The sequence below is a fragment of the Sphaerotilus sp. genome, from assembly GCF_031429695.1.
In the GTDB taxonomy this organism is placed as follows: Bacteria; Pseudomonadota; Gammaproteobacteria; order Burkholderiales; family Burkholderiaceae_C; genus Sphaerotilus.
In genome coordinates this window covers 1-12,467 of the sequence record NZ_JANPAB010000001.1, presented here as the reverse complement: position 1 = coordinate 12,467, position 12,467 = coordinate 1, and the positions used below count along the sequence as shown (strand labels likewise).

Genomic DNA, 12,467 nt, shown 5'->3' with positions numbered 1-12,467 from the left:
CGACCCCCTGGCTCTCAGCGCCTTCGTGTAGGGCGACCAGTTCTTCGTCGTGTACTTCTTCTTCGCCGGCTTGCTCATCCCGTCAGCCTACCTCACCGCTCGACCACCGGCCGGCTGGGTGGGTTGTGCAACAAAGCCGCGTGAAGCTGGCAAAGTCGATCCGGCCTTGCGTGCTAGCTTTCAACGCCGGGGAATCTTGGGAGGATTGGCAAAATCCTGACGAAGAAAACGTGACTACCAGCAAGCACAAAAGAAATCTGATCAAAACCAATCTCCTGTCTTGAGGTTAATTCCGATCAGAAACCTGTCAGCCCACCCGCCCGATCAGCAGATACTCCATCAACGCCTTCTGCACATGCATCCGGTTCTCGGCCTCGTCCCAGACGACCGACTGCGGCCCGTCGATGACATCTGCCGCCACTTCCTCGCCGCGGTGCGCGGGCAGGCAGTGCATGAACAGCGCGTCCGGCCGGGCCTGCGCCATCATCTCGGTGTCCACGCACCAATCAGCGAACGCCGTCTTGCGCGCCTCGTTCTCGGCCTCGTAGCCCATGCTGGTCCACACGTCGGTGGTCACCAGATCGGCGCCCCGGCAGGCATCGCGCGGGTTGTCGAAGACCTTGTAGCAGTCGGTCGAGCGGATGCCGGCCACCTTCGGATCGACCTCGTAGCCACCCGGCGTGCTCACATGGACCGTGAAGCCCAGAATCTCCGCCGCCTGCAGCCAGGTGTTGGCCATGTTGTTGCCGTCACCGACCCAGGCCACGACCTTGCCCTTCAGGCTGTTCATGTCATAGCCGTCCGCCCCGACCGGCGCCCGGTGTTCGAGGTAGGTGAACAGGTCGGCCAGGATCTGGCAGGGGTGGAACTCGTTGGTCAGCCCGTTGATGACCGGCACGCGGCTGTGCGCGGCAAACGCCTCGATCTTGGTCTGCTCGAAGGTGCGGATCATCACCAGATCGACCATGCGGCTGATGACGCGCGCCGAGTCCTCGATCGGCTCGCTGCGGCCGAGCTGGCTGCCGTCCGTGGTCAGGTGGACGACCGAGCCGCCCATCTGGTACATGCCGGCCTCGAAGCTCACGCGGGTGCGGGTGCTCGCCTTCTCGAAGATCATCGCCAGCGTGCGGTCGGCCAGCGGCTGGTAGCGCTCGTAGTTCTTGAAGCGCCGCTTGATGATGCGGGCGCGCTCGAACAGGTAGCTGTATTCCTCGGCCCGCAGATCCTTGAACTGAAGATAGTGCTTCATGAGACTCATGCCTGGTTTCATGGGACGAAGGGGACGCATCACGCGCCGAGGAAAGTCTGGATGATCGGACAGAGGATGGCGACGATCTCGTCGGCCTCCGCAGCGGTGAGGATCAGCGGCGGCACCAGGCGGATCACGCGGTCGGCCGTGACGCTGAGCAGCAGGCCGGCTTCCATCGCGCGGGTCAGGATCTCGCCGCAGTTGCGGTCCAGCTCGATGCCGATCATCAGCCCGTAGCCGCGCACCTCGGTCACGCCCGCCAAGCCCTCCAGCTCGCGCAGCAGAGCGGCCTTCAGGTGCGCGCCCACGGTGGCGGCGTTCTGCATCAGGCCGTCCTCTTCCATGATGCGCAGCGTCTCGACGCCGGCGCGCATCGACAGCGGGTTGCCGCCGAAGGTGGTGCCGTGGTTGCCCGGCTGGAAGATCTTCGCGGCGCGCGGACCGCACACCACCGCGCCGATCGGCACACCCGAGCCGAGGCCCTTGGCCAGCGGCATCACGTCCGGCTGGATCCCGGCCCACTGGTGCGCGAACCACCTGCCCGTGCGCCCGATGCCGCACTGCACCTCGTCGAGCATCAGCAGCAGGTCGCGCTCGTCGCACAGCGCGCGCAGGCTCTTCAGGTAGTCCCAGCGCGTCGCGTTGATGCCGCCCTCGCCCTGGATGGTCTCCAGGAACACGGCGACCACGTTCGGGTTGTCGCGCACGGCGGCTTCCACGGCGGCCAGATCGTTCAGCGGCACGCGGATGAAGCCCTCGACCAGCGGACCGAAGCCGGCCTGCACCTTCGGGTTGCCAGTGGCGGACAGCGTGGCGATGGAGCGGCCATGGAACGCCTTTTCGTAGACGATGATTTCCGGGCGCTCGATGCCCTTGTCGTGGCCGAACTTGCGCGCCAGCTTCAGCGCGGCTTCGTTGGCCTCCAGGCCGGTGCTGCAGAAGAAGGCGTTGGTCAGGCCGGACAGCTCGACCAGCTTGGCGGCGAGCTGTTCCTGGCCGGGCACGTGGTAGTAATTCGAGCAGTGGATCAGCGTGGCGACCTGCTCCTGCAGCGCGGCGACGAAGCGGGGGTGCGCGTGGCCGAGCGTGTTCACGGCGATGCCGCCGAGGCCGTCGAGGTATTCGCGGCCGGTGGTGTCCCAGACTCGGCAGCCTCGGCCATGCGACAGCGCGATCGGCAGGCGGCCGTAGGTGGTCATCACATGGGGTTCGGCGATCGAGGCAGGGACAGCGGACATCGGTGGGTTCTCCGGCAGGGAGGCAAGGCTGAAAAAAACAAAGGCGCCGTCAAGGAGTCGGCGCCTGGGTGATTGTAGGGAATGCCGTTGACAGCCGACCGACAGTGGCAGCGGCGATACTCGGCCCGCGCCGACGGTCTTGCCCTGTCCCAGGGCTGCTGCGGTGCAGCACAATACGGGTTTACGTGGCAACCGCGCGAGCTTGTCACAGCAAGGCAGCAGGCAGCAGCACGTGACGACCAACATCCCCAAACCACGCGAAGTCTTCATCCAGGGCATCACCAGCGATGGCCGCACCTTCCGGCCAAGCGACTGGGCCGAGCGGCTGGCCGGCGCCATGTCGTGCTTCCGTCCGGGTGGCCAGACGGGCGGCCTGGGTGGCGCGATCGGCTATTCGCCCTACTGCATCCCCACTTCGCTGGGCAACGCCAAGTGCGTCGTCGTCAACGAGGCGCTCCGGGAAATGGAGCCGATGGCCTGGGACTTCGTGATGAACTTCGCCCGCGACAACGACCTGCAGGTGATCGAGGCCTGCCTGCTGCCCGATCCGCCGCGCAAGCCCTGAGCAACGCCGTTTCAGCGGTTTTTTCGCTCAAGTTCAGCCGATTGCAGCCGAGCACTGCACCCCATGATGGCCGGGTGAACAGCCAACCCGTCCGCGCCTGCCCCCTGATCCGCCGCCGGCGGGTCCACGCCTTCAGCGGTTTCGATCCGCGCGGCGCCGCCCACGACCACCACCTCGCCCAGACCGAAGCCCGGCGCGCCCAGCCCAGCGGTGCGCGGCTGGACATCGGCCCGCGCGTGCGCAGCGGGGCGCATCTGCACACGTGGCCCGTGCATTGCCAACCGGCCGAAGCAGGTGCCGACGCCGTCCACACCCTCCATGTGCGCATGGGCTGGGACGATCTGGTGCGGGCGCACTGGCGCCATACGCCATCGGAGTGGCTGCGCGCCATCGGCCGGGTCTACGCGGCGCTGGTGCGCGAAGTGGGTGTTTATCGGCTGTACCGGCTGCATCCGCCCGCCCTGCTGACAGCACTGTGGCCGCTGTGCGGCGGACCTGGCGGGGCGTGGCTGCTGCGCATCTACGATTTCCTGTGGCGGCTCGGGCGCGCAGAGGTGCCGGCCCTGGAGCGCCGCCGCGCCGAGTGGGTCGAGCAGATCATCGCCAGCCAGCAAGCCGACCCGGTCGATGAGGTCGTGCTGGCAGGCCACAGCGTCGGCGCGCTGCTGGCGGCATCCACGGCCGAGGCGCTGCTGTCCGACCCGCGCTGGCAGGCGCTGCAGGGCGAACGGCGCACGGCGCTGGTGACGCTCGGCGCCTGCTACGCCGGATTGACGCTGCGCGAGGGCACGGGGGCGCAGCGCTTTCGGCAGTGTCTCGCGACGCTGTCCACGAGCCGCGCGCTGGCCTGGCTGGACGTGACGGCCCGCATCGATCCGATGTGCGTCGACCAGGCCCATCCGCTGGCCGGCACCGCGGACGCGGCCGCCGGATCAGCGCTGCCAGTGCGGCGCTCCGCGCGGTTCTTCCAGATGTACACGCCGGCGCGCTGGCAGGCGATCAGCCGCGACAAGCAGCGCACGCACAGCCTCTACCTCATGACGCCAGACCGCCCGGGCAATTTCGACCTCCACGACCTGCTCTACGGCCCGCGCCCGTTCGAGCTGCACTTGCACCCTCCCCGCCCATGACCACCTCCCGGTTCTGCCCCGCCTATCCGACGCCCCGGCGGCACAAGGCCTCCGGCTGGCTGATGTTCTTCAGCGCCCGGCATTCGTGGCTGGATGCCCTCTACGAGCGCAGCTACCGCATGCAGATGGGCGAGGTGCATCTGCCGGGACTGGATCTCTACATGGTCAACGAGCCGGCGCTGGTCCGCCAGGTGCTGACCAACGCGGATGGCAACTTTCCCAAGAGCGCGCTGCTCGGCGAGGCGCTGCAGCCGCTGCTGGGCGAGAGCATCTTCACCACCAATGGTGCGCAGTGGCAGCGCCAGCGCGACATGATGGACCCGGCCTTTGCGCAGGCGCGGCTGAACGTGGCCTTTCCCGTGATGCGCGAGGCGACGGACGCCATGCTGGCCCGGCTGGCGGCCTTGCCGGACGGCGCGGAGCACGATCTCGAAGTCGAGATGACCCACGTCACCGCCGACATCATCTTCCGCACGATCTTCTCCGAGCCGATGACGGGCCCGGATGCCCACCGCGTGTTCGACGCCTTCTCGCGCTTCCAGGCGCAGGTGCCGCGGCTGATGCTGCCGTCGATCTTCGGACGGCGCTGGCTGCGCTGGCCGTGGGATGCGTGGCGCAGCCGGCGCGCTGCGCGCGAGATCCGCGGGCTGCTGGAGACGCTGATCCGCCCGCGTTTCGCCGCACACCGCGGCGGCTGCCCGGCGACGCGGCAGGACATCCTGGCGTCCTTCCTCGACGCGCGTGACTCCGTGAGCGGGGAGCCGTTTTCGTTCGAGGCGCTGGTCGATCAGGTAGCGATGCTGTTCCTGGCCGGCCACGAAACCTCGGCCAGCGCGCTGACCTGGGCCACCCATCTGCTGGCACAGGCACCCGACGTGCAGGCGCGGGTTCACGCCGAGGTGACCGCACAACTCGGCAACCGGGCACCCGCGCTGGGCGACATGAAGGCCTTGACGCTGACACGCAATGTCTTCCGGGAAACGCTGCGGCTGTTCCCGCCGGTCGGCTTCATGGCGCGCCAGACGGCGGGCAGCTGCCCGATGCGCAAGAAGCAGGTGCCCGCGGGCGCCACCGTCGTGGTCGCGCCCTGGCTGATCCACCGCCACCGCGACCTCTGGCCCGAGCCGGACGCCTTCAACCCGGACCGCTACGACGGCGACGCCTCGCGCGAAGCGCTGAAGCAGGCGTACCTGCCCTTCGGCATGGGGCCGCGGGTGTGCATGGGCGCCGCCTTCGCGCTGCAGGAGGCCACGCTGATCCTGGCTCAACTCGTGCGGCACCACCGGCTGGAGGCGGTGGCGGGCCATGTGCCGCAGCCGGTCGGGCGGCTGACGATCCGCTCGGCCAACGGGGTGCGGCTGCGGCTGTTCCGGCGCGCGATGCCCGCCGCAGAGGCTGCCGCATGAAGGAGCGGCTGGCGGGGTTCCTGCTGATGTGCGTGGTGGTGCCGATGGCGGTGTGCGGCTACCTGATGCTGGTGTGGATCGGGCTGTTCGGGCCGAACGCCCGGGGGCGCGCCGGTGTGCGGGCGCTGGACCACTTCGTCAACGCCACGGTCTTCAATGGCCATGCCTGGGAGTCGATCTCCTCGCATGCCTGGCGCGAACGCGACCAGCGTTGGGCGAACGTGGTGATCCGCGTGACCGACTACTTCCAGAAGGACCATTGCCAGCGGGCGAACAAGCGCGAACAGCCGGTGGTGGATCTGGTATTGAAGTCGCGCCTGGATCGGCAAACGATTGCCTGAACGCAAAACGGGTCAGCTTCCGAAGAAACTGACCCGTTGCTTTGTCTGGTGCGGCTGGCAGGATTCGAACCCACGACCCCTTGGTTCGTAGCCAAGTACTCTATCCAACTGAGCTACAGCCGCATTCTCGCGTCGAAATTTGATTGTTGGTGCGGCTGGCAGGATTCGAACCCACGACCCCTTGGTTCGTAGCCAAGTACTCTATCCAACTGAGCTACAGCCGCTCAAATTTCGCTGAGAGATGGATTATGGCGTGAATTGCTTGTGCATGGCAAGCAAACTCACGAATTTTTTGCCGCTTCGCGGTAGCAGCGGTGCGCGAATTCCTCGTCACCCTCGACTTCGGCAATCTCGGCCAGCGCGCGCCAGGCCTTCATCCGCAACACACCATCGGCATGCGGCGACTGGGCGGCCGATTCAAGCAGGCGGTGCGCACGGCCCCAGAGCTGGCGCTCAGCCATGGCTTTCCCGACGACAAAAGCCAGTTGCGCATCCTGCGGCAGCGATTCGACACTGGATTCGAGCAACGGCAGCCAATCGGGCGGCAGGCCCGGCAGCACCTCGGCAAAGGCATCCAGGACATCGGAACGTTCCCGCTCGCCCAGCTGCGACAGGTTCTCCCAGTGCGGGCGCAACCAGCCGCGGGCGTCCGACAAGGCTTCCAGCGTACCGGCCCGCTTGGCCGCACGCGCAGTGACGTAGGGATCGCGGCGGTCGGTGCTGTCGAGCTGCAGCCAGGTGCGGCGGAGCTGGTCGGCGTCACGCGCAGTGTCGAGGGCCTCGACCGCCAGCGAGCGCAGCAGACCCTGCGCCGCCGCCGGCGTGAAGCCCTGGTGCTTGGCGAGCATGCGCGCCGTCTTGAGTGCCTCCAGCGGCTGGCGGGCCAGGCGCGAGGCCTGTAGCTTGAGGCGCAGGGCGTGGGTGCGCCGGGCCACGCCGGCCGGCAGCAGCGCAAGCTGGTCCAGCGCGCGGTCCGCATCGCGGTCGTCCACGGCCCATTCCGCTGCCAGCAGCCGCGCGCCCTCGCCCACCGCCGAGCCACCGGGCAGATCGGCGATGAGCGCCTGTGCCCGGGAGAGCTGCTCGTTGCGGCGGGGCTGGTCCTGCAGCCGGTGCAGGCTGTTGGCCGCCACCAGGTGCGCCAGCACGGCGAAGTCGGCTTCGATGCGCAGATCCGGCGATTGCGCCCGGATCTCCAGCGCCTGCTGCGCCGCCTTGTGCGCACGGCCATAACGACCCGCGAACAGCAGCGAAAACGATTCGCGCAGCGCCTTCTGCGCGGCGTGTTCGCGCTGGCGGGTGCGCCAGGCCTTGGCCCGCTCGGGCAGGCCCACCAGGCTCGACACGGCGCCGATCACGACATAGCCCGCGCCACCGAGCATCAGCATCACCAGCACGAACACATTGATCGACACATCCACCCGCCAGGGTGACCAGTAGATCGACACCAGGCCGTCATTGGCCCCGAGCGTGCTCGCTGCCAGCACGGCGACGGCGAAGATCAGCAGCAACCAGACCACTTGGCGCATGTCCGATCCTCTTTCAGCGACCAGCCACGGCAGCAGCAGTGGCGGCCAGGGATTCGTCCGGTCGGGGAATGCCCACCAGGCGGCTTTGCGCGGCAACGGCCCGCAGCAGGTCCGCGGCGATCTGGGTGCGGCGCGCTGTGCTGTCGAAATAGGTCTGCAGCGAGCGCTGCGCGCTCTGCAGATCGACCGTCGCCGCCTCCGGCTGCCGCGACAGCAGGGACAGGCGGGCGTTGAGCAGCCGCAGCTTGAGGTTCTCGCGCAGGAACACGCCTTGCTCGGGCGCCAGCAGCATGGCCTCGGGCCGGTCGATGCGGGTCACGCGCAGCAAGCTGCTGACTTCGTCCCACACCAGACGCAGCGGCCGCTCCCAGTCCATGAGCCACTGCCGCCACAGCGGCAGATCAGCACGCGCCGGCGCCGAGGCCGCAGCCTGCTGTGACTGCGCACGCTGGGCAGAGACCACCGCACGCGCCGTGGTCGCGGACTGCGACGTCAGCGGCAACTCGTCCGCCAGGCGCACGACTTCGTCGAGCTTGATGAGCAACGAACCGATGTCCGGCACCGCCACCGCACGCACACGGTCCAGGTCGCGGGCGATGGCGCGGCGCAGCGGCTCCAGCCGGGGCTGGCTGATGCGGCCCAGTCGCTCGTCGGCGCTGCGCAGCGCGGCCATCAGGGGCTCGGCGCTGCCGGTGATGGAGCTTTGCTGCACGGCCACACGGATCGAGGCGTCGATGTCCGACACCGCGTTTTCGTCCCGCGAACGGGACATGGACAGGATCAGGGCGTCGAGCTGGTCGCGCTGCAAGGCCACTTCGGACACCCGCGCGTCCATCAGGGCCACCTTGGCCGCGGCATCGCGGGCGACGTCTTCGGCCTGCTTGGCCAGCACACGCGCCTCGGACGCCTGCTCGCTGCTGCCTTGCTGGCGCTTGACGAGTTCCATCTCCAGGGCGTGGACCCGCTGTTGCGTCTCCCAGCCCATCCAGAGACTGCCACCAGTCACCAGCGCCATGACCAGGCCGACGGGCATGGCCCAGGACGGCAAGGGGTGCGCCGGCACGGCGGCATGCACGACCATCGGCACAGCCGGGGCTGGGGCAGCCACCGGAAAAGGCGCCGCAACCGGAGCTTCCGGTGGCGGTGCGGGCGGTTCGGCGCTGACGGGAGCACCTGCGGGGGGAAATGTTTGATCGTTCACGGGCGGTGCGGGGCCGAAGTGTTCATCCCGCTGCGACGATTGTATCGACGGGGCATGGCAGCCGTGCAACGCATCACAACTGCGGACCCATTCAGCGCCAGCACGCGGCGGCCTGCACCACGGCCACTGGATCCGGTGTCACCGGCACGACCTGGTGGAAACCGCTGCACCGCGCCGTCTCGGCGATGCGCGGATGCGTGGCCAGCACCGGCACCGCCAGCACGGCGGCACGCAGCGCCGGGTCCGCCGCCGGCGCATCCGGCGCCAGCAGGTGGGCGATGCACTGCGAGCTGCTGAACAGCCAGACGTGCTGCGCCGGCTGTGCCGCCATCGCCGCCAGCGCCTCGCCCAGCGCGCCCGGCCACAGGGGCGGCCCACGCCGATAGGCCGCCAGGCACGCCACCGACGCGCCGGCCCGGCCGAGGGTGTCGGCCAGCCAGTCACGCCCGTCCTCGCCCCGCACGACCAGCACCGATTGCCCGGTCCAGTCGCGCTGCGCCAGCGCATGGGTCCAGAGCGACTCGGCATCGAAGGACGCCGCGTCCCTGGGTGGCGACACGATGCAGGCCGCGTCCACCCCCTGCGCCCGGAGCGCCGCCACCGTGCCCGGTCCGGTGGCACCGGCCCATGCCGTGTCCGGCCAGCGCAGGCCCGCAGGCCGGGCCGCAAAAAACGCCAGCACCGCATTCGGGCTGACGAACATCACCAGGCGATGCCGGGACAGCACCATCCAGGTGCGCGCCACGCCTTCATCGAACGCGGCGGCCCGTTCGATGCGCATCAGCGGCAAGGCGCGTGCGGCCTGACCCAGTGCCTCCAGCCGGGCAACCCACTCGTCGGCCTGCGGTTGTGGCCGGGTCACTACCACGGTGAGGGTCATGCCGCCGCCAGCGCCTCGGCCGCCGCCAGATAGCGCAAACCACCACCATCGCGCAGCAGATGCGCCACCGACAGGCCCAGGGCTTCGGCGCCCGCGACGTCGGTCACGGCCGCATCGACTTGCGCCATCAGCAGCGGCTGCGCCGCGTCGGTCGGATGTCCCAGGCGGGCCTCCAGCACCATCGTCGCGCCACGCCAGGTCACGTGCGCGGCCAGCGGCATGCTGCAACTGCCCCCCAGCGCGCGCGATACCGCCCGCTCGGCATGGACCGCTAGCCAGGTCGGCGTGTCGATCAGCGTCGCCAGCGCCTCGCGCAGCGCCACGTTGTCCGTGCGCACCTCGATGCCGAGCGCGCCCTGCCCCGCCGCCGGCAGCATCACCGCCGGATCGATCACCGCCCGGATGCGCGACGCCAGCCCGAGCCGCTTCAGCCCCGCAGCCGCCAGCACGATGCCGTCGTACTGGCCCTCGTCGAGCTTGCGCAGGCGCGTGTCGAGGTTGCCCCGCAGCGGCTGCACGTCCAGATCCGGCCGCACCGCCTTGAGCTGCACCACGCGGCGCAGGCTCGATGTACCGACCTTCGCGCCCGGCGGCAAGGCCTGCACCGACTCGAAACGGCTCGACACCCACGCATCGCGCGGGTCTTCGCGCTCCAGCACGGTACACAGCGTGAACCCCTCGGGCAGCTCCATCGGCACGTCCTTGAGCGAATGCACGGCCAGGTGCGCGCGGCCCTCTTCCAGCGCGACTTCGAGTTCCTTGACGAACAGGCCCTTGCCGCCCACCTTGGACAGCGCACGGTCAAGGATCTGGTCGCCGCGGGTCGTCATGCCCAGCAGATCGACCGTCCAGCCGAAGCGCGCCTGCAGCAGCGCCTGGACATGCTCGGCCTGCCACAGGGCGAGTCGGCTTTCACGGGTGGCGATGGTGGTGGTGCTGGAAGGCGACAGTGTGTTCATCCCGACATTCTCCCGCATCACCACGGGGCCTCCGGCCGCACCGGCTGGCCCCGAACTTGCTGAATTCGTTCTACGATCCAAAATCCGCGATGCTAAAATTTATCGCGTAACCAGATTACCAATCTTCTGACATCGAGGTTTCAATGCCCCGCGCCGCCCGTTCCCGCTCGCCCGGCCCCGTTGCCGCTCCAGACACCGTGGTCGAGGCCAGCTCTCCGGCCGACGCAGCCGAGAAGAACCGCCCGCTCGTCGAGGACATCCGCCTGCTCGGGCGCCTGCTCGGCGACGTGATCCGCGAACAGGAGGGCAAGGCCGCCTACGAGCTGGTCGAGAAGATCCGCCAACTCTCCGTCGCCTACCGCCTGAAGCAGGACGCCACCGCCGGCAAGGCGCTGGACCGGCTGCTGAAGAACCTCTCGGTGGACCAGACTGTCAGCGTCATCCGCGCCTTCAGCTACTTCTCGCACCTGGCCAACATCGCCGAGGACCGCCACCATGTGCGCCGCCGCGACGTGCACGAGCGCCAGGGGCACCTCCAGGAAGGCTCGCTGGCGATGACCTTCGAGCGCCTGGCCGACGCCGACATCCGCGCCGACGACATCGCCCGCACGCTCGACCACGCACACATCTCGCCCGTGCTGACGGCGCACCCGACCGAGGTGCAGCGCAAGTCCATCCTCGACGCCGAACGCGCCGTGGCCGAGCTGATCGGCGAGCGCGACGGCCTGCACACCGCCCGCGAGCGCAGCGACAACGAGACCATGCTCACCGCCCGCGTGACCCAGCTCTGGCAGACGCGCATGCTGCGCTACACCAAGCTGACCGTCTCGGACGAGATCGAGAACGCGCTGTCCTACTACCGCAGCACCTTCCTGCGCCAGATCCCGAAGATGTACCGCGAGGTCGAGAACGCCCTGCCCGGCCGCCCGATCGCCAATTTCTTCCGCATGGGCAACTGGATCGGCGGCGACCGTGACGGCAATCCCTTCGTCACCGCCGAGACGCTGAAGCTCGCGCTGTCGCGGCAGAGCGAAACCGTGCTGCGCCACTACCTGACCGAGGCGCACGAGCTGGGCGCCGAGCTGTCGATGTCGCTGCTGCTGGCGCCGATCACGCCCGAGATGACCGCGCTGGCCGAGCGTTCGCCCGACCAGAACGCGCACCGCGAAGACGAGCCGTACCGCCGCGCCCTGATCGGCGTCTACGCCCGGCTGGCCGCCACCCTGCACGCACTGACCGGGACCGAAGCCCTGCGCCACGCGGTCGCGCCGCAGAACCCATACGCCTCGGCCGGCGAGTTCCTGGCCGACCTGAAGGTGATCGAAGCCTCGCTGAAGCACCACCACGCCCAGGCCCTGATCGCGCCGCGTCTGGCGCCGCTGATGCGGGCGGTGGAGGTGTTCGGCTTCCACCTGGCGACGGTGGACCTGCGCCAGAGTTCGGACAAGCACGAAGAAGTCGTGGCCGAACTGCTGCGCACGGCCCGCATCGAGGCCGACTACAGCGCGCTCGACGAGGCCAGCCGGCGCGAGCTGCTGATGCGCATGCTGAACGACGCGCGTTCGCTGCGCGTGATCGGCGCGGAGTATTCCGAGCACGCCCGCAGCGAGCTGGCGATCTTCGAGACGGCGCGCACCATGCTCGCCCGCTACGGTCGCCACGCGCTGCGCCACTACATCATCAGCCACACGGAGGACGTGAGCGACCTGCTCGAAGTGCTGGTGCTGCAGAAGGAGGTCGGCCTGCTGCGTGGCACGCTGGACAGCGGCGCGGCCGTCAACGACCTGATCGTCGTGCCGCTGTTCGAGACCATCGGCGACCTGCGCAATGCCGCGCCGATCATGCAGCAGTTCTACGCGCTGCCCGGGGTGGCCGCCTTGGTGCAGCGGTCCGGGGCGGAGCAGGACATCATGCTCGGCTACTCGGACAGCAACAAGGACGGCGGCTTCTTCACCAGCAACTGGGAGCT

11 protein-coding genes and 2 tRNA genes are annotated in these 12,467 nt (G+C 68.9%); 5 read left to right on the top strand and 8 right to left on the bottom strand.

Going from position 1 to position 12,467, the window contains the following annotated elements:
• Positions 1-307: 307 nt before the first annotated feature.
• Positions 308-1,270 (bottom strand): ornithine carbamoyltransferase, encoded by a 963-nt coding sequence (argF, locus tag RMP06_RS00065; protein WP_310459732.1) that lies wholly within the window; start codon positions 1,268-1,270, stop codon positions 308-310.
• Positions 1,271-1,287: 17 nt separating this feature from the next.
• A complete protein-coding gene (locus tag RMP06_RS00060) occupies positions 1,288-2,487 on the bottom strand; it encodes an aspartate aminotransferase family protein (RefSeq protein ID WP_310459731.1) in 1,200 nt (399 codons plus the stop codon).
• 232 nt (positions 2,488-2,719) lie between these two features.
• Between RMP06_RS00060 and RMP06_RS00055 the strand changes: the two genes are divergently transcribed.
• From RMP06_RS00055 to RMP06_RS00040, 4 genes are all read left to right on the top strand, one after another.
• A complete protein-coding gene (locus RMP06_RS00055; protein WP_310459730.1) occupies positions 2,720-3,052 on the top strand; it encodes a DUF3579 domain-containing protein in 333 nt (110 codons plus the stop codon).
• A gap of 74 nt (positions 3,053-3,126) precedes the next feature.
• Positions 3,127-4,182, top strand: coding sequence for a hypothetical protein (locus tag RMP06_RS00050; protein WP_310459729.1), 1,056 nt, complete (start codon positions 3,127-3,129; stop codon positions 4,180-4,182).
• Positions 4,179-5,588 (top strand): cytochrome P450, encoded by a 1,410-nt coding sequence (locus tag RMP06_RS00045; protein ID WP_310459728.1) that lies wholly within the window; start codon positions 4,179-4,181, stop codon positions 5,586-5,588. Before RMP06_RS00050 ends, RMP06_RS00045 begins: the two co-directional genes overlap by 4 nt.
• Positions 5,585-5,929 carry a hypothetical protein gene (locus RMP06_RS00040; protein ID WP_310459727.1) on the top strand — a complete coding sequence of 115 codons (345 nt, stop codon included), beginning with the start codon at positions 5,585-5,587 and terminating at the stop codon, positions 5,927-5,929. The genes RMP06_RS00045 and RMP06_RS00040 overlap by 4 nt, the downstream gene beginning before the upstream one ends.
• 46 nt (positions 5,930-5,975) lie before the next feature.
• Here the strand turns inward: RMP06_RS00040 and RMP06_RS00035 are convergent.
• The 6 genes from RMP06_RS00035 to hemC all read right to left on the bottom strand — a co-directional run bounded on the left by RMP06_RS00035 (position 5,976) and on the right by hemC (position 10,498).
• Positions 5,976-6,052 (bottom strand) — tRNA-Arg (locus RMP06_RS00035).
• Between the two features lie 24 nt (positions 6,053-6,076).
• Positions 6,077-6,153: transfer RNA gene (locus RMP06_RS00030), tRNA-Arg, on the bottom strand.
• 57 nt (positions 6,154-6,210) lie between these two features.
• Positions 6,211-7,458 carry a heme biosynthesis HemY N-terminal domain-containing protein gene (locus RMP06_RS00025; protein WP_310459726.1) on the bottom strand — a complete coding sequence of 416 codons (1,248 nt, stop codon included), beginning with the start codon at positions 7,456-7,458 and terminating at the stop codon, positions 6,211-6,213.
• A gap of 13 nt (positions 7,459-7,471) precedes the next feature.
• A complete protein-coding gene (locus RMP06_RS00020; RefSeq protein ID WP_310459725.1) occupies positions 7,472-8,566 on the bottom strand; it encodes a uroporphyrinogen-III C-methyltransferase in 1,095 nt (364 codons plus the stop codon).
• Positions 8,567-8,750: 184 nt separating this feature from the next.
• Positions 8,751-9,539, bottom strand: a complete 789-nt coding sequence (locus RMP06_RS00015) for a uroporphyrinogen-III synthase (RefSeq protein ID WP_310459724.1) — start codon at positions 9,537-9,539, stop codon at positions 8,751-8,753.
• Positions 9,536-10,498, bottom strand: coding sequence for a hydroxymethylbilane synthase (hemC, locus tag RMP06_RS00010; protein WP_310459723.1), 963 nt, complete (start codon positions 10,496-10,498; stop codon positions 9,536-9,538). Before hemC ends, RMP06_RS00015 begins: the two co-directional genes overlap by 4 nt.
• A 143-nt stretch (positions 10,499-10,641) precedes the next feature.
• Here hemC and RMP06_RS00005 point away from each other — a divergent pair.
• A partial coding sequence (locus RMP06_RS00005) for a phosphoenolpyruvate carboxylase (RefSeq protein WP_310459722.1) occupies positions 10,642-12,467 on the top strand: 1,826 nt, incomplete at its 3' end.

Bases quoted from the DNA above. Each gene is read 5' to 3' on its own strand.
- argF (WP_310459732.1), bottom strand. From the start codon at position 1,270: ATGAAACCAGGCATGAGTCTCATGAAGCACTATCTTCAGTTCAAGGAT.
- RMP06_RS00060 (WP_310459731.1), bottom strand. From the start codon at position 2,487: ATGTCCGCTGTCCCTGCCTCGATCGCCGAACCCCATGTGATGACCACC.
- RMP06_RS00045 (WP_310459728.1), top strand. From the start codon at position 4,179: ATGACCACCTCCCGGTTCTGCCCCGCCTATCCGACGCCCCGGCGGCAC.
- RMP06_RS00040 (WP_310459727.1), top strand. From the start codon at position 5,585: ATGAAGGAGCGGCTGGCGGGGTTCCTGCTGATGTGCGTGGTGGTGCCG.
- RMP06_RS00025 (WP_310459726.1), bottom strand. From the start codon at position 7,458: ATGCGCCAAGTGGTCTGGTTGCTGCTGATCTTCGCCGTCGCCGTGCTG.
- RMP06_RS00015 (WP_310459724.1), bottom strand. From the start codon at position 9,539: ATGACCCTCACCGTGGTAGTGACCCGGCCACAACCGCAGGCCGACGAG.
- hemC (WP_310459723.1), bottom strand. From the start codon at position 10,498: ATGAACACACTGTCGCCTTCCAGCACCACCACCATCGCCACCCGTGAA.